Source organism: Georgenia sp. Z1491, from assembly GCF_057652395.1.
Map to the genome: position 1 here is coordinate 3,072,887 of NZ_CM172729.1, position 24,591 is coordinate 3,097,477.

Below are 24,591 nucleotides of genomic sequence, written 5' to 3' on the forward strand. Positions count from 1 at the left end.
CCACACACTCACGCGTGCGGACGGTGGAACACAATTAAGGAACACAACACTCAACAAAACATACAAAGATGCTCGCGTCCACTGTACAGTTCTCAAACAACCCACCCACACCCACCAACCCCCACCACACACAGTGGCAGGCTCGGTGAGCAGGGCACCAAGACAACCAACCCCACACCAACTAGTGGGGGTGGGTGGTCTCAGGACCCAACAGCGCGTGACCATCTCAGATGTTCCACCCATGAGCACCACCCACACCCCCAAGCACCAACGGCTCGGGCGGAACCAGCAGGCCACTCGGCCCACCAACCAACCCCCACACCAGCCACTGGCACACACGCACGGCCAGCTCCCGAAAAGAGGGGGCCGGCCCGCAGTGCCAGGACAGCGGACAGAAGGGGGTTTGTGAGTGCCAGATGCTCCTTAGAAAGGAGGTGATCCAGCCGCACCTTCCGGTACGGCTACCTTGTTACGACTTCGTCCCAATCGCCAGTCCCACCTTCGACGGCTCCCTCCACAAGGGTTGGGCCACCGGCTTCGGGTGTTACCGACTTTCGTGACGTGACGGGCGGTGTGTACAAGGCCCGGGAACGTATTCACCGCAGCGTTGCTGATCTGCGATTACTAGCGACTCCGACTTCATGGGGTCGAGTTGCAGACCCCAATCCGAACTGAGACCGGCTTTCTGGGATTCGCTCCACCTCGCGGTATCGCAGCCCTTTGTACCGGCCATTGTAGCATGCTTGAAGCCCAAGACATAAGGGGCATGATGATTTGACGTCATCCCCACCTTCCTCCGAGTTGACCCCGGCAGTCTCCCATGAGTCCCCACCACTACGTGCTGGCAACACAGGACAAGGGTTGCGCTCGTTGCGGGACTTAACCCAACATCTCACGACACGAGCTGACGACAACCATGCACCACCTGTATACCAGCCTTACGGGGCACCTATCTCTAGATGTTTCCGGTATATGTCAAGCCTTGGTAAGGTTCTTCGCGTTGCATCGAATTAATCAGCATGCTCCGCCGCTTGTGCGGGCCCCCGTCAATTCCTTTGAGTTTTAGCCTTGCGACCGTACTCCCCAGGCGGGGCACTTAGTGCGTTAGCTACGGCGCGGACCCCGTGGAAACAGGCCCCACACCTAGTGCCCAACGTTTACGGCATGGACTACCAGGGTATCTAATCCTGTTCGCTACCCATGCTTTCGCTCCTCAGCGTCAGTGATGGCCCAGAGACCCGCCTTCGCCACCGGTGTTCCTCCTGATATCTGCGCATTTTACCGCTACACCAGGAATTCCAGTCTCCCCTACCACACTCTAGTCTGCCCGTACCCACTGCAGGCGCGAGGTTGAGCCCCGCGTTTTCACAGCAGACGCGACAAACCGCCTACGAGCTCTTTACGCCCAATAATTCCGGACAACGCTTGCGCCCTACGTATTACCGCGGCTGCTGGCACGTAGTTAGCCGGCGCTTCTTCTGCAGGTACCGTCACTTTCGCTTCTTCCCTGCTGAAAGAGGTTTACAACCCGAAGGCCGTCATCCCTCACGCGGCGTCGCTGCATCAGGCTTTCGCCCATTGTGCAATATTCCCCACTGCTGCCTCCCGTAGGAGTCTGGGCCGTGTCTCAGTCCCAGTGTGGCCGGTCACCCTCTCAGGCCGGCTACCCGTCGACGCCTTGGTAGGCCATTACCCCACCAACAAGCTGATAGGCCGCGAGCCCATCCTCCACCGATAAATCTTTCCACACCCACTCATGCGAGCAGATGTCATATCCAGTATTAGCCCCGGTTTCCCGAGGTTATCCCGAAGTGAAGGGCAGGTTACTCACGTGTTACTCACCCGTTCGCCACTGATCCACCCAGCAAGCTGAGCTTCACCGTTCGACTTGCATGTGTTAAGCACGCCGCCAGCGTTCGTCCTGAGCCAGGATCAAACTCTCCGTAAAAGTTTCGCACCCACACCAACCCCAAGGCCAGCGCGAGCGACTATCCATACGAAGACCAACCCAACCCCCAACAAGGAGCCAGGCGATCCCAACCAACCCCACCAACCCAGGAAAAACAAGCTGGCAGAGCCAAAAAAACAAACAAAAACATGCGAGGACACCAACACACCCAACCAACCCACAACGAGCCGGCCACGACGCATCGACACCCCCACACACATGGCATCAAAAACAATCACGCACTGTTGAGTTCTCAAACAACCCACCCACAACACCCAGACCCAGAAACACCCAGGCCCACAGCATCAGGGCAACTTGAATACCTTAACCATCTGTTTCCCGGCTGTCAACCTGCTCTCGACGAGCTCGTGACGTGCCGTTCTTCATGATGGCACCGACGCGCACTGGCCATGGGCCGGTAGTTGTCGGTGTGGCCTTCGGGACCGGCCACCAGCTGGTGTCCGTCTCTCCCGTTCAGGCCTCGTAGAGATTAGGCCGGGCGGCTCGCGATCGGCAAGCCAGCGGGCCGTGCGCTCGGTCACAGGTCTGGTTTCGCCCGAGATTCCAACGGTTCACTGCCGTTGGCTGCCGGCGCTGCGGTCGCTTCGCCACGTTGGTCGCGGCCCTGCTCGTCGAGCATCTTGTGCTTCAGGTCGGCATGTCTCGCGTGCCGGGCCGACTCCGCGACCATCCGTGCGCCGGACGCTATGTGAGTGCGCCGCCCGGGCGCGGCCGGGACAGGTGCTCACGCCACCTGCGTCCGAGGCCGGGACGCGTCCTCGCACCACGTCTGCGGCCGGGACACGGCTCCCGAGCGGTCCGCAGGGATGACCTCCCGAACGATCTCTCCGATTGGGACCTTTAGCCCACGAGAGTGGCGTTCCGGCAGGGCACGATCTACCTGTACCGACCAAGCAGCGGCCCACCCGCTGATCCGACACAAGGAGCTCGCCATGGCCACCACCACCGCCGGCACGCGGTCCGCCACCATCTACCAGGACGACATCATCAAGAGCTCGTCCGCCCGCGTCTTCCTCGGGCTCTCCCGCATCGGGATCGGCCTGTACTTCCTCTGGGCGTTCCTCGACAAGACGTTCGGTCTCGGCTTCGCTACCGAGTCGGCGAACTCGTGGATCAACGGCGGCACGCCGGCCCAGGGCTACATCAACGGCGTGGCCGTCAACGGTCCGCTCGGCGGCTTCTTCGAGCTGTTCGCCAACCCCTTCGGCGACATCCTGTTCATGGCCGGTCTGCTCGGCATCGGCGTCGCGCTCGTCAGCGGGGCCGGCCTGAAGATCGCCGCGGTCTCCGGAGCGCTGCTGCTGCTCTTCATGTACCTGGCCCAGCCCCCGTTCGCGGTCGACGCCGCCTCGAACCCCATCCTCGACAGCCACGTCCTCGAGGGCTTCCTCGTCGTCATCCCGGCGCTCACGCTCTCCGGCGACACGCTCGGCATCGGCAAGTGGTGGGGTGGCATCGTCGGCAACGGCTGGCTGCGCTGACGACCGTCCAGCACAGACGGCCGGCACGCACGGACGACAGGCCCGTACGGGCACGCCCCGCACGAACGAAGGACCCGCCCTCCGGGGCGGGTCCTTCGTTCGTGCGGGGCGGCCGGGCTGCTCGTGGCGGCCGCACGGTGTCAGGCCGCGATCAGACGACCTCTGCCCACGGGGCGCGCGGCGTCGCCTCGGTCTTCGCGGTCGGTGCCTTGCCCGCCGCCTTGGCCAGCTGCTGGGACGCGTAGCCCTGGACGGCCTCGGCCACCGCCTCACCGACGCGCGGATCGAACACGCCGGGGATGATGAAGGACGGGTTGAGCTCGTCCTCGCTCACCACCGAGGCGATCGCGACGGCCGCGACACGCAGCATCTCGGAGTCGATGTGCCGCGCCCCGGCGTCGAGCAGCCCCCGGAACAGCCCGGGGAAGGCGAGCACGTTGTTGATCTGGTTCGGGTAGTCGCTCCGCCCGGTAGCGACGACAGCGGCCGTGCGCGACGCCTCCGCCGGGTCGACCTCCGGGTCCGGGTTCGCGAGCGCGAAGACGATCGCGTCGTCGGCCATCGTCGCGACGTCGTCGCCGTTCAGGATGTCCGCCGACGAGACGCCGACGAAGACGTCCATGCCGGCGAGGCCCTCCTTGAGGGAGCCGGAGAAGCCCTCGGCGTTGGTGTTGTCCGCGACCCACTGGCGGTGGGGGTCGGACTCCGGGTGTCCCGAGTGCAGAGCACCGTTGCGGCCGAACGCGACGATGTTGCGGGCCCCCTGGGCGATGAGCAGCTGGATGATCGCGTGCCCGGCGGCCCCGACGCCGGAGACCGCGATCTTCACGTCCTCGAGCTTCTTGTCCACCACGCGCAGCGCGTTGATGAGGGCGGCGAGGACGACCACGGCGGTGCCGTGCTGGTCGTCGTGGAACACCGGGATGTCGAGCTCGTCGCGCAGACGCGCCTCGATCTCGAAGCAGCGCGGCGCCGAGATGTCCTCGAGGTTGATGCCGCCGTAGGCCGGGGCGATGGCCTTGACGATGGAGATGATCTCCTCGGTGTCCTTCGTGTCGAGCGCGACCGGCCACGCGTCGACGTTGCCGAACTCCTTGAACAGCGCGGCCTTGCCCTCCATCACGGGCATCGACGCCTCGGGGCCGATGTCACCCAGGCCGAGCACGGCGGTGCCGTCGGTAACGACCGCGACCGTGTTCCGCTTGATCGTCAGCCTGCGCGCGTCCTCCTTGTTCGCGGCGATCGCCTTGCACACGCGGGCGACGCCGGGCGTGTAGGCGCGGGAGAGGTCGCGCCGGGTGCGCAGCTGGACCTTCGAGGTCACCTCGATCTTGCCGCCGAGGTGGAGGAGGAACGTGGAGTCCGAGACCTTCGAGACGCTCGCGCCCTCGACCGCCTCGATGGCGTCGCGCACCCGCTCGAGGTGCTCGCCGTCGATCGTGTCCGCCGTGATGTCCACCGTGAGCCCCTCGGCCCCGGAGTGGACGACGTCGACGCCCATGACGGAGCCGCCGGCGTCGACCACGGCGCTCACCACCTCGGCCGTCGCGCGCGGCGAGGTGCCGACGAGCACCCGCAGGGTCGTGGTGTAGGACGGGCTGGGCACTGCCATAGGGACCTCCGTGGTCGTGATGTGGACGAAACTGTAAGGGATCGCGACGGTCCGTCAGGTCCGGACGCGTTCGAGGACGAGCTCCTTGACCCGGGCGGCGTCCGCCTGGCCCCTGGTGGCCTTCATGACGGCGCCGATGACCGCGCCGATCGGGCCCAGGTTGCCCGAGCGGATCTTCTCGGCGATGTCGGGCTGCGCGGCCAGGGTCTCGTCGATGACGGCGAGCAACGGACCGTCGTCCGAGACGACGGCGAGCCCGCGCGCCTCGACGACCTCGGTCGGGCCGCCCTCGCCCGCGAGCACGCCCTCGAGGGCCTGGCGGGCGAGCTTGTCGTTGACCCGTCCGGAGTCGACGAGGCCCTGGAGCTCGGCGACCTGCTCCGGGCTCACGCCGACCGCGTCGAGCTCGACGCCGCGGGAGTTGGCCGTGCGGGCGAGCTCGCCCATCCACCACTTCCGGGCGGAGGCGGGCGACGCGCCGGCGGACACCGTGGCCTCGATGAGGTCGAGCGCGCCGGCGTTGACGGCGTCGCGCATCTCCGGCTCGCTGAAGCCCCACTCGCCGATGAGCCGACGTCGACGCAGCGCCGGCAGCTCGGGCAGGGCGGCCCGCAGCTCCTCGACCCACTCGCGCGAGGGCGCGACCGGCACGAGGTCGGGCTCGGGGAAGTACCGGTAGTCCTCGGCGTCGGACTTCACGCGGCCGGCCGAGGTGGTGCCGGTGTCCTCGTGCCAGTGGCGCGTCTCCTGCGTGATGCTGCCACCGGCCGCGAGCAGCGCGGCCTGCCGCTGGATCTCGTAGCGCACGGCCCGCTCGATCGATCGGAACGAGTTGACGTTCTTCGTCTCGGTACGCGTGCCGAGCGGCGCCTCGGGGCTCTCCCGGAGGGAGACGTTGACGTCCGCGCGCACGTTGCCGCGCTCCATGCGTGCCTCGGACACGCCGAGCGCCCGGAAGATGTCCCGCAGGGACTGCACGTAGGCGCGGGCGACCTCGGGCGCGCGCGCTCCCGTGCCGACGATCGGGCGCGAGACGATCTCCACCAGCGGCACGCCGGCCCGGTTGTAGTCCACGAGCGAGTACTCGGCGCCCTGGATCCTCCCGGTCGACCCGCCCACGTGCGTGTTCTTCCCGGCGTCCTCCTCCATGTGCGCCCGCTCGATGGGGACGGTCACCTCGGTGCCGTCCGCCAGCTCGACGGCGAGCTCGCCGTCGTAGGCGATCGGCTCGTCCGACTGGGAGGTCTGGAAGTTCTTCGCGAGGTCCGGATAGAAGTAGTTCTTCCGGGCGAACCGGCAGGACTCGGCGATCTCGCAGCCCAGCGCCAGCCCGATGGTCACGGCGTGCCGGACCGCTGTGCCGTTGACGGCGGGCAGCGCGCCGGGCAGGCCGAGCGAGACGGGCGTGACGTGCGTGTTGGGCGCGCCGCCGAACTCGTTGAGCGCACCGTCGAACATCTTGGTCCGGGTGCCGAGCTCGACGTGGACCTCCAGGCCGATGACCGGGTCGAACCGGCGCACGGCCTCGTCGTAGTCCATGAGGGTGTCGGTCATCGCTGCGCCTCCGTCAGCTCCGGGGCCCGGTCCAGCAGCGGACCGCCCCACGTCTCGTCCAGTGCCCGCTCGAGCGCGCCGCCCACGCGGTAGAGCAGCGCGTCCTGCCGCGCGGGGGCGATGATCTGCAGCCCGACGGGCAGGCCGTCGTCGGACAGGCCCGACGGCAGCGACATCGCAGGGACCCCGGCGAGGTTGGCGGGGATCGTGGCGATGTCGTTGAGGTACATCGCCAGCGGGTCGTCGATCTTCTCGCCGATCGGGAACGCCGTGGTCGGCGCCGTCGGGGAGACGAGGACGTCCGCCTGCGCGAAGGCCGCGGCGAAGTCCCGCTGCACCACCGTGCGCACCTGCTGGGCGGCGCGGTAGTACGCGTCGTGGAACCCGGCGGACAGCGCGTGCGTGCCGAGGATGATGCGCCGCTTGACCTCGTCGCCGAACCCGGCCCCGCGGGTGGCGGCCATGACGCGCTCCGCGGTCGCCGGCCCCTCGGACGGCTCGACCCGCAGGCCGAACCGCATGCCGTCGTAGCGGGCGAGGTTGGAGGAGGCCTCCGCGGGGAGGATGAGGTAGTAGGCCGCGAGCGCCTGCTCGAAGGACGGTGCGGAGACCTCGACGATCTCGGCCCCGCCCGCGCGGAGCACGTCGAGCGCCCCGTCGAAGGAGGCGCGCACGCCCGCCTGGTAGCCGTCTCCGCCGAGCTCGGCCACGACGCCGACGCGCAGGCCCTGCAGCGTCCCCGTGCGGGCGGCCTCGACGAGCCCGGTCGCCGGGTCGGTGAGCGAGGTGGCGTCCAGCGGGTCGTGCCCGCCGACGACCTCGTGCAGCAGCGCCGCGTCGACGACGGTGCGGGAGACCGGTCCGATCTGGTCGAGCGAGGAGGCCAGGGCGATCGCCCCGTAGCGCGAGACGCCGCCGTAGGTGGGCTTGACGCCGACGCTGCCGGTGACCGCGGCGGGCTGGCGGATCGAGCCGCCCGTGTCCGAGCCGAGCGCGAGCGGCGCCTGGAACGAGGACACGGCGGCCGCCGAGCCGCCGCCGGAGCCGCCCGGGATGCGGGTGAGGTCCCACGGGTTGCGGGTCGGCCCGAACGCGGAGTGCTCGGTGGAGGAGCCCATGGCGAACTCGTCGAGGTTGGTCTTGCCGAGGATCGGCATCCCGGCGGCGCGCAGTCGCGTGACGACGGTCGCGTCGTAGGGCGGCAGCCAGCCCTGGAGGATCCGGGAGCCGGCCGTGGTCGCCTGCCCGCGCGTGACGATGTTGTCCTTCACCGCGATCGGCACGCCCGCGAGGGGGGACAGCTCCTCGCCGGCCGCGCGGCGCGCGTCGACGTCACGCGCGGTGCCGAGCGCGGCGTCGGCGCTGACGTCGAGGTAGGCGTGGACGTCGGCGTCGACGGCGGAGGTGCGCGCCAGGTGCGCCTCCGTGAGCTCGACGGAGCTCACCTCGCCGGCGGCCAGGGCGGCCGCCTGGTCGGCGGCGCTCATGCGGGTCAGGTCGCTCACGCCTCCTCCCCCAGGATCTGCGGGACGAGGAACTGGTCGTCCTCGGCGGCCGGCGCGGCCGCGAGCACCTCGGCGAGGTCGAGCCCGTCGGCGGGCTCGTCGTCCCGGAAGACGTTGACGAGCGGCAGCGGGTGCGAGGTCGGCGGCACGTCGGGCGTGGCGATCTCCGAGACGCGCTCGACGGCCTGGGTGATCACCTCGAGCTCCCCGGCGAGACGCTCGATCTCGTCCGGGGTCAGCTCGATGCGGGCGAGCGCCGCGACGCGCGCGACCTCGGCGGAGTCGAAGGAGGGCATGCGTGGAAGTCTAGTTCCATCAGCGGTGCGCCTAGGCTGGCGCCCATGCCCCGCAGGACGTTCGACACGCTGCTCCGCACGGGCGTGCGCGTCGCCGCCGTCACCGCCGCCGCCCAGCTGACGGCCGCCGGCGGGATCATGGCGGTCGACCACCTGCGCAAGCTCCGCGAGCCGCTGTCCGGCGAGTTCCCGGCCACCGAGCCGGTCGACCTCGACGTGCACGGCTCGCAGATGAAGGTCTTCACCTACGGCCAGGACCTCTACGAGGACATGCTCGCGGCCATCGAGGGCGCCACGCGGTCCGTCTACTTCGAGACGTTCATCTGGAAGCGCGACGACACGGGACGGCGCTTCAAGGAGGCCCTCGAGGCGGCGGCCCGGCGCGGGGTCGACACCTATGTCGTCTTCGACTCGTGGGGCAACCTCAACCAGGGCCTGCATTTCTACCGGTTCGCGGACCTTCCCCACCTGCACGTGCGGCGGTTCCCGCTCATCCGGCCGGGCCTGCTCATCGGGAACATGCGCCAGACCGGGCGCGACCACCGCAAGCTCCTCGTCGTCGACGAGACAACCGGCTACGTCGGCGGGTACAACATCGGCGACCTCTACGCGACCACCTGGCGCGACACGCACCTGCGCGTGACCGGGCCGGCGGTGTGGGAGCTGGCCAACGCCTTTGTGGACTTCTGGAACGACCACCGCACGCGCAGGCTGCCCGAGCTGCCCGACCCGGGTGCCCGCGAGTGGCTCGCGCAGATCGAGGCCCGCTCGAACACGCCCCACCGCATGCTCTTCCCCGTGCGCGGCATGTACCTCGACGCGCTCGACCGGGCCGTGGACACCGTCGACATCACGATGGCGTACTTCATCCCCGACCGGGAGATCCTGCGCGCGCTCACCTCGGCCGCCGCCCGGGGCGTCCGCGTACGGGTGATCATCCCCCACCGCACCAACCACGTCCTCGCCGACTGGGTCTCGCGCCCCTACTACGACGACCTGCTCCAGGCCGGCGTGGAGCTGTGGCTGTTCAAGGACGCGATGGTGCACTCCAAGACGATGTCCGTGGACGGGCGGTGGACGACGATCGGCACCGCGAACATCGACCGGATGTCCCTGCAGGGCAACTTCGAGGTCAATCTCGAGGTGCACGACGACGGGCTCGCCGAGCACATGGCCCGGGTCTTCGACACGGACCTGACGAACTCCATGCAGCTGACGCTCGAGGAGTGGCGGGCGCGGGGGTGGTGGCGCCGGCCGCTCGAGCGCCTTGTCCGCCCCCTGGGGCCGCTCCTCTAGCTCCCACGTTCGTCGAGTGTGCGGTTCACGGTCGCCGAGAGTGCGGTTCACGGTCGTCGAGTGTGCGGTTGCTGGTCGTCGAGTGTGCGGTTCACGGTCGTCGAGAATGCGGGCCGCTCCACAGGCACTGTCCGGACACCGGCATCCACAGCCCGCAGGTCCTGCCGAGCCACCGTCCTTCCGGGGCGCCACGATCACTCCATGACGACCGCGTCTCCGCAGCCGAGCCCACCACCCGTTCCCGAGATGCTGTCACGTGTGCCCGCATGGCCCTGGCGGACGTCCGACGGACAGTCCTCGACCGGCAGCGACGGCGGTGGCCACTCACGACAGTCGGAGCCAATGGTGCCGTCCCGCCTACGGCGGGGCTCCGTCGTCGGGCTTCCGACCACGGTCGAGGGAGCGGATCGCGCAAGGCTCGAGCACCGGGCCCGCATCTACGCCGTTCATGACCGCCTGAAGACGCCGCACACGTTCTGTCTGTCCTCGGCCGCGATCCTGCTCGGCCTCCGTACGCTCGACATCCCTCACAAGGTGCAGCTCGTCGTCGGGCCCGGCGCCGCGACCGAGTCCGCCGACGACGTCGAGCGGCACCGGTTCGTCCTCGACCCCGCGGACGTCACCACCGCGCACCACGTCCCCGTGACGACCCCGCGACGCACGGTTCTCGACCACGCCAGGTTCACCCGCCCGGTGGCAGCGCTCGTCGTGGCCGACCACCACCTTGCCCGCGTGTCCGCGCCCGACCGGCGCGATCGAGCACCCGGAGAACGGCGGGCCGGACGCGAACGTCACGAGCTGCTTCTCGCGCTCGGCCGGCTCCCCCGTGGTGCGCGCGGCAGGCGCCGTGCACTGGACATCCTGCAGTGGACCATGCCGTGGGCCGAGTCCGCGTGGGAGTCGGTGACCCGCTGGATCGTCCTCACCTGGGGGCGCCGCGACGTCGTCGCCCAGGTCGAGATCAGGTGCCACGACCGGACCTGCTATCCCGATCTGGCGATCCGCATCGGCACTCTCGACGACGGCCAGCCGCGGTGGCTCGTGATCGAGTTCGACGGACACGTGAAGTACGTCGGAACGGCCGAGGAGATCCGCGCGGTCCGTGCGGACCAGGAGGCGCGTGAGCAGGCGCTCGTTGCTGCGGGGCATGCGGTGACCCGGCTCGAGGCCGCGACGGCTGCCCACCCGATCGACGTCATCGCCCGGCTCAGCGCGGCGATCAGGTCGGCTGGCGGGAGCGAGGAGTTCGTGCCCCTCGAACCGGTGCTCGGCCTGATGCCTCCCGAGCGCGCGACGGCGAAGGGGCGCCGCACGAGTGCGCGGCGGCGGTGAGACCGGCGCAACGATCTGACACCGGGACACTGGCGACGGGGACGACGGGCGGGCCCGCTCACGGTGCAGGCGGGCTTGCTCAACCGCACTCTCGGCGACCATCAACCGCACCCTCGAGGTGGGCCAACCGCACTCTCGGCGACCGGGAACCGCACGCTCGACGACGTGGTCAGGGCGCGGGGACGGCCGCGTCGAGGCCCTGCTCGAGCAGCCTGACGAAGCCCGCCTCGTCGAGCACGGGCACGCCCAGGTCCCGCGCCTTCGTCTCCTTCGAGCCGGCGTTCTCCCCGGCCACGACGACGTGCGTCTTCTTCGACACCGACCCGGACGCCTTGCCGCCGCGCGCGAGGATCGCCTCCTTCGCCGAGTCGCGGGTGAACCCCTCGAGGGAACCGGTGACGACCACGGTGACGCCCTCGAGCGTACGCGGGGTGTCCGCCGAGGCCTCCTGCTCGGTCCGCACGCCGGCAGCGGCCCAGCGCTCGACGATCTCGCGGTGCCAGGCCACGTCGTCGGCGTCCACGGCGTCGACCTCGGTCTCCGCCACGTCGTCGCCGTCGACGACGGGCTGCGCTCCCGCGTCGTCGATCGCCTCGTCCTCGCCGTCGCCCCCTCCGTCCGCCGTGACACCCGGGCTGCCGTGGTACCAGGCGAGCACGGACGCCGCGATCGTCGGCCCCACCCCGTCGACCTCGGCGAGCCGCTCGACCGGGGCGGAGAAGATCGCCTCGAGCGAGCCCATCTCCGTGGCGAGCGCCCGCGCGGCGGTCGGGCCCACGTGCCGGATCGACAGGGCGACGATCACCCGCCACAGGTCCTTGTCCTTCGCCTCCTCGAGCCCGGCGATGAGCTTGTCGGTGGTGCCGGTGGGCCGCGGGGGCACCACCTCGTCGTCCTTGGTCTTGAACCGCTTCACGGTGCGCTGGGTCCAGAACACGCGGCGGTGCACCCAGCGGCCGGTCGGCACGAACGCCGACGAGCCGGAGGCCTCGTCGCGCGCGAGCTCGGGCCGGTAGGCGAACACCTCGCGCAGGTCCTCGGCCGTGAGGTCGAACAGGCCGGACTCGTCGGGGAGGACCGGCTCCTGGGGCGCCGGCACGTCGTCGACGTCGGTGATCTCGCCGTCCTCGGTGACCAGGGCGTGCCCGGCGGCGACGGCCGCTAGCGCCGGCTCCCGCCCCCCGGTCGGCCCGTCCGGCCCGTCCGGGTCGCGCGTGGCGTCCGGGTTCGTCAGCGCGAGCGCGGTCTCGTAGCCGAGCGCCTCGATGTCGAACGCGCCGCGGGAGCCGACGTGCTCGACGCGCTCGGTGAGCTGGGCCGGGCAGGAGCGTGCGTTGGGGCAGCGCAGGTCGACGTCGGCCTCCTTGGCCGGCGCCAGGGTGGTCCCGCAGCTCGGGCACTCGGTGGGCATGACGAACTCCGTCTCGGAGCCGTCCCGCAGGTCGACGACGGGCGCGACCACCTCGGGGATGACGTCGCCCGCCTTGCGCAGCACGACGGTGTCCCCGATGAGCACGCCCTTGCGGGCGACCTCGGAGGCGTTGTGCAGCGTGGCCATCGAGACGGTCGACCCGGCCACGAGGACGGGCTCCATCACGGCGTACGGGGTCACGCGGCCCGTGCGGCCGACGTTGACCCGGATGTCGAGGAGCGTGGTGTTGACCTCCTCCGGCGGGAACTTGTAGGCGACCGCCCAGCGCGGCACCCGGGAGGTGTGGCCGAGCCGCCGCTGCAGCGCGCGGTCGTCGACCTTGACGACGACGCCGTCGATCTCGTGGCTGCCCTCGTGCCGGGCGGCGCCGCGCTCGGCGATGAATGCCTCGACGGCCGTCCGTCCGGACAGCAGCCTGGTGAGGTCCGAGACCGGCAGTCCCCACGAGGCGAGGAGCTCGTAGAAGCCGTGCTGCGTGGTCGGCACCTCGAAGTCCTCCCCCGGCACGACGGCGCCCACACCGTGGGCGAGGAACGCCAGCGGGCGCGAGGCGGTCACTCGGGGATCCTTCTGCCGGAGCGACCCGGCGGCGGAGTTGCGCGGGTTGGCGAACGGCGCCCTGCCCGCCTCGACGAGAGCGGCGTTGAGCTCGGCGAACTCCTTGACGGGGAAGAACACCTCGCCGCGGACCTCCATGCTCACCGGGTGCGGTCCGCCGTCGAGCACGTGCGGGACGGAGTCGAGGGTGCGCACGTTGAGCGTGACGTCCTCCCCGGTCACGCCGTCGCCGCGGGTGGCGGCCCGGGTGAGCCGCCCGGCCTCGTAGGTGAGGTTGACTGCCAGGCCGTCGACCTTGACCTCGCACGTGACGGGCACGTCGGGCGCCTCGTCGGCCGCGGCCCCGGTCGCGTCGCTCACCTCGGCCCCGATGCGGGCGAACCACTCGGCGAGCTCCTCGAGGGAGAAGACGTCCTCGAGGGAGTACAGCCGCTCGGCGTGGTCGACGGCGGCGAAGTCCGTGGAGTACGTGCCGCCGACGGACTGGGTCGGCGAGTCGGGAGAGCGCAGGTCGGGGTGCGCCTCCTCGAGCGCCTCGAGCTCGCGGTAGGCGGCGTCGTACTCGGCGTCGGACAGCGTGGGTGCATCGCGCATGTAGTACGCCCACCGCGCGGCGTCGACCTGCTCGGCGAGCTCGGTCCAGCGCTGGCGGTCCTCGGGGCGTGCCGGAGCCGTCTCGGTGTCGCCCGTCTCGGTGTCGCTCATGTGGCCATCCTTGCGCAGGCCGCCGACACGGGCCGAACCGTGCTCACTCGTCACCGGCGGGGGCCCGCCGGGTGCTCGGCGGGTGCCTCGCGGATGGCCGGCGGGCCCGTCGCGGCGTCGGACCGCCGTGGCAGGCTGGGCCCATGTGCGGTCGCTACGCGAGCTTTCGGCAGGCGCAGGACCTGGCCGACGTCTTCGACGTCCACGCCGTCGCCGACGGGGTGGCGGACCTGCGGCCGTCCTGGAACGTCGCGCCCACGCAGGACGTGCTCATCGTCGTCGAGCGCCTCGTCGACGCCGAGGGCCGGATCGTCGGCCGCGAGGGTTCCGGCGAGGCGACCGGCCCCAGACGGAGCATGGAGGTCGCGCGCTGGGGTCTCGTCCCCCACTGGGCGAAGGACCCGACGGTCGGCAGCAAGATGATCAACGCCCGCAGCGAGACGGTCGCGGAGAAGGCCTCGTTCAAGGCACCGCTGCGGACGAACCGTTGCCTGGTCCTCGCCGACGGCTACTACGAGTGGCGGGCGCCCGCAAGCGGGACGGGCCCGAAGACGCCCCACTTCATCACCCGGTCCGACGGCGCTCCGATCGCCTTCGCCGGCATGTTCTCGTGGTGGCGCCCGAAGGACGAGCCCGACGCCGACTGGCTGTGCACCACGACGATCCTCACGGCCGCCGCCGAGGGTGACATGCGCGAGCTCCACGACCGCGTGCCCGTGATCCTCGAGCCCTCCGACATCGACCTCTGGCTCGACCCGACCGTCACGGACCCCGCCGAGGCGCTCGCGATCCTCGCCACGGGCACGCCCGCGCTCACCTGGTACGCGGTCTCCCGCGCCGTCAACACCCCGCGGAACAACTCCGCGGAGCTGGTCGAGCCGGTCGCGTAGGGGCGCCCGCGGCCGAGCGGCACCGGCTGCCGCTGGTGACCGCGCGGCACGGGCGGCGTGGTGCTGCCGGTGGTGGCCCCGTGGCACAGGCGGCGTCGTTCCTCGGTCGCACCGGGGTGTCCCCCGGCGGTCTGACGCCGGCCGGTGCCCGCCTCCCTAGGGTGTGCGCATGACGCCCGCCGACCCCGACCGGACCCGGCCCGTCGCGCCGCGCGCGGGACCCAGCCGGGGCGACGTGCTGGTCGCGGTCCTGGCGGGCCTCACCCTCGGGCCGCTGTCGGTCGCGAGCCTCGGCGGCGGGTGGGCCCCGGGGCTCTGGTCCTCGGGCGTGGGTGCGCTCGTCGTGATCGTCGTCGCCGGGATCTGCGCGGCGCTGGCGTGGCGCCGCTCGTCGCCCGAGACCTCGGCGGTCGCCGTGTACCTGGGCGCGCTGGCGCACGTGGTGCTCCTCGGCGTGCCGGTCCTGCCCGTCGACGTCCTCGTGCTCGTGGCCCTGTACTCGGTGACCGCCCATGGGAGCGTCGTCGGCCACCGGGTGGCGCTCGGCGGCGCCCTGCTGGGAGCTGTCGTGCTCGCCGCTGCGCTCGGGGCACCCGGCTACTGGTCGGGACCCGACATGTTCGCCGTCGTCCTCGCCACGGGCGGCGCCGCCGCCGGCGCGTGGGGCGTCGGTCTCCTGCGCCGCACGGCCATCCAGGACCGGGCACGCTCTGCGCAGATCGAGCGGCTCGCCGAGATCGACCGCGAGCGCGGCGCCCGGCTCGCCGTCACCGACGAGCGCACCCGCATCGCACGCGAGCTCCACGACGTCGTCGCCCACACCCTCTCGGTCGTCATCGCGCAGGCCGACGGCGGCCGCTACGCGGCGGCGCAGGACCCTCAGGCCGCGGAGCGGGCCCTCGCCACGATCGGCGAGGTGGGACGAGGAGCGCTGGGGGACATCCGGCGGATCCTCGGCGTGCTGCGCGGCGACGACGCCGGCGCCGCGCTCGTACCGCAGCCGGTCGACGAGGACCTCGACCGGCTCGTCGAGCAGGTGCGCGGCTCGGGCCTCGGGGTCTCGGTCGTGCGCCTGGGCGAGTCCCGCCCACTGCCCGCCGGTGCGGGCCTCATGGTCTACCGGATCGCGCAGGAGGCGCTGACGAACGCGCTCAAGCACGCCGGCCCCGCCGCCGCCGTCACCGTGCTCGTGAAGTGGTCACCGGCCGGCCTGACCCTGCAGATCGACGACGACGGGCGGGGCGCGGCGGCCCGCGGCGACGGTCAGGGGCAGGGCCTGGTGGGCATGCGCGAGCGCACCGCGGTGCTCGGCGGGACGTTGCTCGCCGGCCCGGCGCCGGCCGGCGGTTATCGCGTGCGCCTCGAGGTGCCGGTGCACGCCGGCGCGGGACCCCACGTCGGGCAGGATCGACGTCGAGCCACCGAGAGGACACCGACGTGACCGAGCCCGCAGACCCGACCGACCCGATCCGGGTGGCCCTCGTCGACGACCAGCAGCTCGTCCGGGCCGGGTTCGCGCTCGTCATCGGCTCGCAGCCGGACATGACGGTCGTCGGCGAGGCGGGCGACGGCGCGCAGGCACTGCGGATGCTCGGTGGCGTGGCGGCGGACGTCGTGCTCATGGACGTGCGCATGCCGAACCTCGACGGGCTCGCGGCCACGCGGGAGGTCACCGAGCGCGCCGCGGACGGCGAGCCCGCGCCGAAGGTCGTCATCCTCACGACCTTCGACCTCGACGAGTACGTGCTGCAGGCGATCCGCGCCGGGGCCTCGGGCTTCCTGCTCAAGGACGCACCGCCCGAGGACATGCTCGCCGCCATCCGCACGGTCCACGCGGGCGACGCCGTCATCGCCCCGTCCTCGACCCGGCGCCTCATCGAGACCGTCGCCGATCTCCTGCCACCCGAGGACCTCGCCCGGCCCGCCGTGATGGACGCGCTCACCGAGCGCGAGCGGGAGGTGCTCGTCCTCATGGCGCACGGCCGGTCGAACACGGAGATCGCCGGCGAGCTGTTCGTCGCCGAGGCGACCGTGAAGACCCACGTGGGCCGCATCCTCGCCAAGCTCACCGTCCGCGACCGCGTGCAGGCCGTGGTGCTCGCGTACGAGACCGGGCTCGTCCGGCCCGGCAGGGAGGGACAGGGCGGTCGTACGCCGTCCACCGGTCGTACGACCACGGGATGACGGCAGGTCCCGACGTCGGGCCGACGCGACGCGGCGCCGGCGTTCGTAGGTTCGGGGCAGCATCGGGACCAGGCCCGACGCCGGACGAAGAAGGACTGTCATGACGATCGCGACCACTCCCGCCGGCGCCACCGGCTCCTCCGCCCCGGGGGCCGTGCTCCGCGCCCGCGGCCTGCGCAAGGTGCACGGCCGCGGGGACGCGGCAGTCACCGCCCTCGCCGGGGTCGACCTCGACGTCGCGGGGGGCACGTTCACCGCCGTCATGGGCCCGTCCGGCTCGGGCAAGTCCACGCTCCTCCATCTGCTCGCCGGCCTGGACTCCGCCACCTCGGGCACCATCCACCTCGGGGACACCGAGCTCACGGCGCTGAAGGACGCCGAGCTCACGCTGCTGCGCCGCGACCGGATGGGCTTCGTCTTCCAGGCCTTCAACCTGCTGCCGATGTACACGGCGCGGCAGAACATCCTCCTGCCCCTCGAGCTCGCCGGGCGGACGGTGGACGCGCAGTGGTTCGAGCAGCTGATCGACGTGCTCGGGCTCGGCGGCCGGCTCACGCACCGGCCGGCGGAGCTGTCCGGCGGGCAGCAGCAGCGGGTCGCGATCGCGCGGGCACTCGTCACGCGCCCGGAGGTCGTCCTCGCCGACGAGCCGACCGGGAACCTCGACCTGCGCACCGGCAGCGAGGTGCTCGCCCTCCTGCGCACCTCGGTGCGCGAGCTCGGCCGCACCGTCGTCATGGTCACCCACGACCCGGCGGCCGCCGCGCACGCCGATCGCGTCGTGCTCATCGCCGACGGCCTGGTGCGTGGCGACATCGACCACCCCACGCCGTCCTCCGTGCTCGCCGGGCTCGACGCCCTGCGTCCCGAGAACGAGGTGGCCTGATGCTTCGCCTCGCCGCCGGGCAGGCACGGCACTCCGTGGGCCGGCTCGTCGCCGCCGGTGTGGCGATCGTCCTCGCGGCGTGCTTCCTCACGCTCGCGCTGCTCACGGGCCGGGCGATCGACGACGGCGCACGCGGCGTCCTGCGAGCGGCCCTGGCCGGGTCCGACATCGTCCTCACCGGCACCGACGCGACCGCCGAGGACATCTCGACGCTGGAAGGGGTCGACGGGGTCGCGCAGGCCACCCCGACGTTCTCGACGTGGGTCGGCGTCGGCACCGGGGACTCCACCACCGCGCTCCAGCTCGCCGCCGCCCCGGAGCCCGGGGCCGAGCCGCCCGCCGAGCTCGTCGACGGGACGTGGCCGGCCGGCGACGACGAGGTGGTGCTCAGCGAGGAGGCGAGCCTGTGGGCCGGTGCCCGCATCGGGGACACGGTCGGGGTGGTCGGGCAGGCGTTCGACGAGGACGGCGAGCCGGTGGAGACCGACGCGAGAGAGATGACGGTGGTCGGGATCGCCGAGGACCCGAGCCCCGTGCTCGGCATCCCCACCACCACCGTCTACGTGCCGCAGGCAGTCGCGTTCGACCTCCTCGACCAGGACATGGGAGACGGGGTGTACGGCGTCGGGCTGACGGCTCAGCCCGGGGCCGACGCGGACGACGTCGCGTCGCGCGTGCTCGCCGCCGCCGAGGACTTCGCTGCGGCACCGGGCTCCGCCGCCACCCTCACGGCCGACGAGTACGTCGACGCCCGCCTGCAGGACACCTTCGGGTTCCGGGACGTCATCACCGTGACGACGATCCTCTTCGCGGGCCTGGCGCTGGTCGTCGCGGGACTCGTCATCGCCAACACCTTCCAGGTGCTCGTGGCCCAGCGCGCCCGGACCCTGGCAATGCTGCGTGCGGTCGGCGCGACGCGCCGCCAGGTGTGGTCCTCCGTGCTCGCCGAGGCGGCCGCTCTCGGCGTGGTGGCGAGCGCCGTCGGCACGGCCCTGGGCTTCGGGGTCATGGTGCTCGCGCTCGGGCTGTGGGAGAGCTCGGGCCGGGACCTGGGCATCCCGCTCGCCGGCACGGTCGGGCCCAGCCCGACGACGATCGCGCTCCCCGTCGCCGCCGGCACGCTCGTCACCGTGCTCGCGGCGCTGCCCCCGGCGCGGCGGGCGAGCGCCGTCGCGCCGGTCGAGGCCATGCGGCCCGCGCGTGCGCCGACCCTCCTGCGCGGTTCGCCCGCGCGTCGGGCCTGTGCGATCGCCCTTGCCGCAGCGGGGGTGGCCGCGATGGCCGGCGCTCTGCTCGTCGCCGCCGACCTCGGCACCGGGACACCCGCCGAGTCCACCGTGCTCCTCATGGTCGCCTTGCTCGTCCTCGGCGCCGCCCTGCTCGGCCTCGGCCTGCTCGTGGGGCTGGTGTTCGTGGTCCCGCTCGTCGCGCGCGGTCTCGGTGCGGGGCTCGCCGCACTCTCCCCGCGCCCGGCCCGCGCCACCGTGCGGCTCGCCACCGCGAACGCCACGCGCAACCCGCGACGGACGTCGGCGACGACGATGGCCCTGGTCATCGGCATCGGCCTCGTGACCGGAGTGACGACGGGGACCGAGTCGGTCCGCGCCTCGCTCGCCGTCGAGCTCGCCTCGCGGTTCCCCGTCGACCTCGCCGTCCACGACCCCACCTACGGACCGGACGGGTCGGTCGCGCTCGAGGAGCCGGTGGCCTCGGCCGTCGGGTCGGTCCCCGGTCTGTCCGCATCCGTGCGGGTGACCTCCGCGGACCTCATGGTCGAGGCGCGGTCGATCTCGGCGGACAGCGACGGGTCCGGTATCGGCTCGATCGCCTACGGGCTGCCGGCCGACGCCGGGGACGTCCTGCGGGACGGCTACCCGGAGGGCCTGACGGACGAGACGATCGTGCTACCGCGGGACACGGCTCGCGCGCTCGGCGTCGCGGACGGCGACACGGTGGCGGTCGGCGTGCCGGACCCGGAGACGTGGCAGGTCGACGAGTCCACGCAGCGGGAGATGTCCGTGATCGTCGCGGACCACGGCGACTCGCCGCTGCTCACCGAGGACGCCGTCCGGTCCTTCTACCCCTCCTCGGGGCCCACCGACGTGTGGGCGCGGATCGACGACTCGGCCGACGCCGAGGAGGTCGTCTCCGACGTGCGTGAGGCCGCGAACGCGGCGGCGACCGCAGGGACGTCGGTCGCCGTCGAGGGAGCCGGGGCCGAGCGGCTCGTGTACGACCAGGCAATCGACCGGATCCTCGTCGTCGTCGTGGGCCTCCTCGCGGTATCGATCGTCATCGCGCTCGTGGGCGTGGCGAACACCCTCTCGCTGTCCGTCGTCGAACGGCGCCGGGAGCTCGCCACGCTGCGGGCGGTCGGAATGTCCGGGCGCCAGGTCCGAGGTGCCCTGGCCGTCGAGGGCGTGCTCCTCACCGTGGTCGGGACGGTCGTGGGCGCAGCCTTCGGGCTCGCTGTGGGGTGGATCGGTATCACGTGTCTGCTCGCGGCCACCGAGATGACGGCGCTCGCGGTCCCGTGGGGCGGGCTCGGCCTCACGCTCGTCGTCGCCCTCGTCGCGGGCGTCCTGGCGTCCGTGGTGCCGGCCCGCAGCGCGCTGCGGGTCTCGCCGGTGGCGGCTCTCGGCGCCGAGTAGCCGAGGCGGCGGCAGGCGGGCACGCCGGACGACATCCCCGGTCACGCGAGCCTGTGACCTGCGCGCCCGCACACTCCTGTCCACAGGCGTCTCCTCGGCCGTCCGCCGCGCCCGGCACGGTGGGTGCATGGCCGCCCACGAGCTCGACTCCTCGCCCGACGCCGAGGACCTGTCCGACGTGCTCGCCGCGGACCAGCTCGCGCTGGTCGACGACGGTCCCGGGGCGGGGCGGGTGCTCGCGGTGGGCCGACGGGTCGTGAGCGTCGGGCGAGGTCCCGGCCGGGTCGACCTCGAGGACCCGTTGCTCTCGCGGGACCACCTCGAGCTGCGTGCCCGCTCCGGCCGGGTCGAGGCGCGCGACCCGGGGTCCAGGCACGGCACACGTAGGGCCGGCACCGTGCCCGGCCGGCGTGGGCGCCTCCTCGGACCGCGCTGGGAGCCGGTGGCGCTCGGGACGACCCTCCTCGCCGGGGCCGGATCCGTGCGGGTGACCGGCGGAGCCGGCAGCCTGGCCGCGCCCCGGCCCGTCGTGCTGCCGCCCGGTGGACGGCGCGGGCTGCGTGCCGTCGCCCGGCTCGCCCCCATGCTGCTCGCCCCGCTGGTCATGGTGCCGCTGCTGCTCGGCTCGTCGGCCGGGCCGTGGCGGTTCGCCATCCTGGGCGTCCCGGTCCTGGCCGTCGGCATCTGGCTGCTCGCCGAGCGGGACCCGGCCTCCCGCGTCCCGCCCCGACCGGCTGCCTCCGAGGTGCTCCTGCTCGCCGCTGCCGGCTTGCGCCCGGTCGGCGGACCCGCCGACGTCCTCGTCCTGCGGTTCAGGTCCGGGCCGCACCGCCGCGGCCGCGCCCTCCGGGGCGGTCGGCGCCACCTGCCCGGAGGAGAGCCCCGACGCCGCGGGGAGGCGCGGCGCGGCGGTGCCTCCCGGCGCAGGAGCGGGGGCGGCTCCCGGAGCACCGGGGACCTCAGGCTGTCCCCCGGCGACGTCGTCGGGCTCACCGGACCGGGCGGCGCCCGAGCTGCCCGTTGGCTGCTCGCCCAGGTGCTCACGCACGAGCCGACGGCGACGGCGTCCGTCCCGGCGGGGTGGGCGCTCCCATCCGCGCGCCGGGCCCCCTCGGGCACGGGGACCTCGGGGTCCGACGCTGCGGCGCAGCCCGGTCCGCGCGGGCAGCCCTGGCACGTCTCGGTCGTGGCGGCCGGGCCCGACGCGCGGGCGCCCGAGGCCGCTGCCGGGCGCCGGCACCTCGTCCTCGCCGTCGCAGGTGACCGGCCGCCGGCGTGGTGCACGAGGATCGTGGTGACGGGCCCGCACGACGGGGTGTCGCCCACGTGGGCGGGCCGGCATGCCCGTGCCCTCGAGGTCGCCGGGGGCGAGGGCGAGTCCCTGCCCTCCTCGGTGCACCTCACCGACCTCCTCGGCCCCCTGACCCCGGTTGCGGTGCGTCGGCGCTGGTCGGCCGGGCACGGCCTGCGGGTCCCGGTCGGGCGGGGTACGGAAGGCCCGGTCGAGGTGGACCTCGTCGCCGAGGGGCCCCACGCCCTTCTCGCCGGAGCCACGGGCGCCGGCAAGTCCGAGGCGCTGACCTCCTGGCTCGTCGCGCTCGCGGCCACCTGCTCGCCGACGGACCTCGCGATGGTGCTCGTCGACTACAAGGGCGGCTCCGCGTTCGCGCCGCTCGCCCCGCTGCCCCACGTGTCCGCCGTGCTCACGGACCTCGACCCCGCCGCCACGGTGCGGGCGCTCACCTCCCTCGGCGCCGAGCTGCGCAGGCGCGAACGGGTGCTCGCGGACGCCGGGGCCAAGGACCTCGGCGAGCTGTACGCGCGCGGTGGGTCGCTGCCGCGCCTGCTCGTCGTCGTCGACGAGTTCCGGGCCCTGGCGGACGACCACCCGCAGCTGCTCGCCGACCTCGTCCGCCTGGCCGCCCAGGGGCGCTCGCTCGGGCTGCACCTCGTGCTCGCCACGCAACGGCCGTCGGGGATCGTGGGGCCGGACGTGCGGGCGAACATCACGGTGCGGCTCTGCCTGCGGGTGCTCGAGGCCGCCGACTCGCGCGACGTCGTCGGCACGGCGCGGGCCGCCGAGCTGCCCGCGGTGCCGGGCCGGGCGGTGCTGCGGACCGATGCGGCGCGCGAGGTGCAGGTCGCCTGGCTCGGGCCGACGGGCTCGGGGCTGCCGGCCGACGCCGTGGCCGCGGTGCGGGCGGCCGCGGAGGGCACGGCGGCGCCCGCCGTGCCGTGGGCCCCCGAGCTCCCCGTGGCCGTCGCTGCCGGCGGGATCAATCCGGCGACCGGTGTGCCGCTCCCGTCGACCGCCGTGGCGCTCGTCGACGAGCCGGGCAGGCTCGCGCTGGAGCCGTGGTGCTGGGACGGGTCGGCGCTGCTCGTGCTCGGCGGGCCCGGCACCGGTCGGACCACGGCCCTGCGCGCGCTGGGGGCCGCGGCCGCGCGGGACGGCCGGACCGTGCACGTCGTCGGCGGCCACGACGCGGTGGGATCCGGCGCCGCGACCGGGACGCTCGCCCCGCCCGACGACCCGCGTCTGGTCCTGCGCCTGCTCGAGGTCCTCGGCGGCGCAGCGGCAGCGCCGGGGCAGATGCTGCTGATCGACGACGTCGAGCTGCTCCTCGACCGCCTCGACGCCGCGCTGGGGCCGGGCCAGTCGCTCGCGGCGCTGCCCACCGCGCTGCGCGGGGTGCTCTCCCGGGGCCACCACGTGGCGCTCGCCGGGTCGCCCGCGAGCGCGTCGGCGCGCTGGGCCGAGGTCGGGCGCAGCCGGCTCGTGCTCAGTCCGCGCGACGCGACGGAGGCCACGCTCGCGGGCGTCGACCGGTCGATGTCCGTCGGCACCGCCGTCCCCGGGCGGGCCGTGCTCGTGCGCCCGTCGGGACAGCGGGTCGTCCAGGTCGTCGACGCCGAACCCGTCCCACCCGCCGTGGCGCCCACCGTCCCCACCGAGCGGTCGCCCACATTGCGTCCCCTGCCGCGTGAGGCGCCCGAGCTGCCCGCGACCGCGGGCGAGCGCGCCGGCACCGAGGTGGCCCTCGGCGTCGGGGGCGACACTGCCGACCCGGTCACGGTGCCGCTCGCTGCGGGCGGCGTGCTGCTGGTCGTGGGCCCGCCGGGGTCAGGGCGGACGGCCACGCTCGCGGCCCTCGCGGCCAGGCTCGCGGCCGCCGGGGCGGAGGTCGTGCGCGCCGGAGCGGCTGACCCGTCCGGCGATCCGGGCCGGGTCGTCGTGGCCGACGACGTCGACCGGCTCGGACCTCAGGCGCTCGACCACGTGGTCGAGCTCCCCACCCGCGGCGCCCGGGTCCTCGCAGCGGCGGCCACCATGTCCGTGCTCTCCGCCCATCGGGCGCCGCTGACGACCTGGATCACGGGCCCGATGGTCGTGCTGCGTCCCGACCTGCCGATCTCGGGCCGGCTCGTCCCCGGCGGCCTCGGGGCCGGCGCGGACCCGCTGGCCGCGACGGTCCCCGGGCGGGCGGCGCTCGTCCGGTCCGGCCGGTCCCTGCCCGTCCAGATCGTGCGCGAGGGCGACGCCAGAGGCCGGCACGTGGAGGGCAGTGCGGGTGCCCGGGACGACGAGACGGGCGCGGACGTCCGGCGGGCTACCGACCGCGCCTGTACCGCATGAAACGTCGCGTGTCCGGCCAGAACATCGCCACCAGGCCCACGACGCAGGTGGCCGCGGCAGCGAGGGCGAGACCGAGCGCGAGGTCGATCGTCACCGCCGAGACGCCCGCGAGCAGCCACCAGGTGATGAGCGCCCCTCGCACCGCGGCCCGCCCGCGGCCGGCGGCCCGGGCACCGAGCAGGAGGAGGGCCGCCAGCACGGCGTAGACGACCACGAGCATCACGACCGTGGCCCGCACCACCGCCTCGCCCGAGAGGAGATCGGCGGCGAGGCCACCCGCCACCACGAGCAGCGCCACCGCCTGGACCACGCACACCGCCTGCAGGATGCGGACGGACAGCGGGACGCTCGGTGGGGTCTGCGGGGTCGGCACGGCGCCACCCTAGGTCCTGCACGGCGCGTACCACGGCACGCCCGAGGGGTCACCCGACAGGGACGAGACGACGATCATGCTGTGAGCAAACCCACGCCGCTCACCTGAGCAACGGTCGAGGACGAGCCTTGTGACCGGATGGTGCCCGTGGGATTGTTGGTGCTCGCAGCGACTACATCGCACGACGAAAACCCCGACAACCGGTACGGGCAGCCGTGCGTGCTTGGAGG

General features: G+C 72.8%; 15 protein-coding genes and 1 rRNA gene. 9 read left to right on the forward strand and 7 right to left on the reverse strand.

What is annotated here, in order from left to right; genetic code table 11:
* Nucleotides 1-427: 427 nt before the first annotated feature.
* Nucleotides 428-1,948: ribosomal RNA gene (locus AC24HA_RS14155) — 16S ribosomal RNA — on the reverse strand.
* A gap of 953 nt (nt 1,949-2,901) precedes the next feature.
* On the opposite strand from AC24HA_RS14155, the gene AC24HA_RS14160 reads away from it, so the two are divergent.
* Entirely contained in the window at nt 2,902-3,450 is a 549-nt protein-coding gene (locus AC24HA_RS14160; protein WP_425710077.1) for a DoxX family protein, read from the forward strand.
* Between the two features lie 151 nt (nt 3,451-3,601).
* On the opposite strand, the gene AC24HA_RS14165 is transcribed toward AC24HA_RS14160, so the two are convergent.
* From AC24HA_RS14165 to gatC, 4 genes are read right to left on the reverse strand one after another with little or no spacing between them, the layout of a single operon-like run.
* The gene (locus AC24HA_RS14165) at nt 3,602-5,062 is read right to left on the reverse strand and encodes an NAD-dependent malic enzyme (RefSeq protein ID WP_425710076.1); all 1,461 of its coding nucleotides are present in this window, start codon (nt 5,060-5,062) and stop codon (nt 3,602-3,604) included.
* 54 nt (nt 5,063-5,116) lie between these two features.
* Complete coding sequence (gene gatB / locus AC24HA_RS14170) at nt 5,117-6,616, reverse strand: Asp-tRNA(Asn)/Glu-tRNA(Gln) amidotransferase subunit GatB (RefSeq protein ID WP_425710075.1); 1,500 nt, start codon at nt 6,614-6,616, stop codon at nt 5,117-5,119.
* Entirely contained in the window at nt 6,613-8,121 is a 1,509-nt protein-coding gene (gene gatA / locus AC24HA_RS14175) for an Asp-tRNA(Asn)/Glu-tRNA(Gln) amidotransferase subunit GatA (RefSeq protein WP_425710074.1), read from the reverse strand. The genes gatB and gatA overlap by 4 nt, the downstream gene beginning before the upstream one ends.
* Entirely contained in the window at nt 8,118-8,417 is a 300-nt protein-coding gene (gene gatC / locus AC24HA_RS14180) for an Asp-tRNA(Asn)/Glu-tRNA(Gln) amidotransferase subunit GatC (RefSeq protein WP_425710073.1), read from the reverse strand. Before gatC ends, gatA begins: the two co-directional genes overlap by 4 nt.
* A gap of 45 nt (nt 8,418-8,462) precedes the next feature.
* On the opposite strand from gatC, the gene AC24HA_RS14185 reads away from it, so the two are divergent.
* Nucleotides 8,463-9,713: a phospholipase D-like domain-containing protein gene (locus AC24HA_RS14185; RefSeq protein WP_425710072.1), complete on the forward strand. Its 1,251-nt coding sequence runs from the start codon at nt 8,463-8,465 to the stop codon at nt 9,711-9,713.
* Between the two features lie 342 nt (nt 9,714-10,055).
* Complete coding sequence (locus AC24HA_RS14190) at nt 10,056-11,045, forward strand: hypothetical protein (RefSeq protein ID WP_425710071.1); 990 nt, start codon at nt 10,056-10,058, stop codon at nt 11,043-11,045.
* A 169-nt stretch (nt 11,046-11,214) separates the two neighbouring features.
* Here AC24HA_RS14190 and ligA read toward each other — a convergent pair whose 3' ends face one another.
* The gene (gene ligA, locus AC24HA_RS14195; protein WP_425710070.1) at nt 11,215-13,740 is read right to left on the reverse strand and encodes an NAD-dependent DNA ligase LigA; all 2,526 of its coding nucleotides are present in this window, start codon (nt 13,738-13,740) and stop codon (nt 11,215-11,217) included.
* A gap of 143 nt (nt 13,741-13,883) precedes the next feature.
* Between ligA and AC24HA_RS14200 the strand changes: the two genes are divergently transcribed.
* From AC24HA_RS14200 to AC24HA_RS14225, 6 genes are all read left to right on the forward strand, one after another.
* Nucleotides 13,884-14,630 carry an SOS response-associated peptidase gene (locus AC24HA_RS14200; protein WP_425710069.1) on the forward strand — a complete coding sequence of 249 codons (747 nt, stop codon included), beginning with the start codon at nt 13,884-13,886 and terminating at the stop codon, nt 14,628-14,630.
* A gap of 169 nt (nt 14,631-14,799) precedes the next feature.
* On the forward strand, nt 14,800-16,071 hold the full coding sequence (locus tag AC24HA_RS14205; RefSeq protein ID WP_425710068.1) for a sensor histidine kinase: 1,272 nt from the start codon (nt 14,800-14,802) through the stop codon (nt 16,069-16,071).
* Complete coding sequence (locus AC24HA_RS14210) at nt 16,068-16,814, forward strand: response regulator (protein ID WP_425710067.1); 747 nt, start codon at nt 16,068-16,070, stop codon at nt 16,812-16,814. Before AC24HA_RS14205 ends, AC24HA_RS14210 begins: the two co-directional genes overlap by 4 nt.
* Nucleotides 16,815-16,914: 100 nt before the next feature.
* The gene (locus AC24HA_RS14215) at nt 16,915-17,700 is read left to right on the forward strand and encodes an ABC transporter ATP-binding protein (RefSeq protein ID WP_425710066.1); all 786 of its coding nucleotides are present in this window, start codon (nt 16,915-16,917) and stop codon (nt 17,698-17,700) included.
* Nucleotides 17,700-20,351: an ABC transporter permease gene (locus AC24HA_RS14220; RefSeq protein ID WP_425710065.1), complete on the forward strand. Its 2,652-nt coding sequence runs from the start codon at nt 17,700-17,702 to the stop codon at nt 20,349-20,351. The genes AC24HA_RS14215 and AC24HA_RS14220 overlap by 1 nt, the downstream gene beginning before the upstream one ends.
* Nucleotides 20,352-20,478: 127 nt before the next feature.
* Complete coding sequence (locus tag AC24HA_RS14225; protein WP_425710064.1) at nt 20,479-23,988, forward strand: FtsK/SpoIIIE domain-containing protein; 3,510 nt, start codon at nt 20,479-20,481, stop codon at nt 23,986-23,988.
* Here AC24HA_RS14225 and AC24HA_RS14230 read toward each other — a convergent pair.
* Nucleotides 23,963-24,361, reverse strand: a complete 399-nt coding sequence (locus tag AC24HA_RS14230) for a hypothetical protein (protein ID WP_425710063.1) — start codon at nt 24,359-24,361, stop codon at nt 23,963-23,965. The genes AC24HA_RS14225 and AC24HA_RS14230 overlap by 26 nt on opposite strands.
* Nucleotides 24,362-24,591 lie beyond the last annotated feature (230 nt).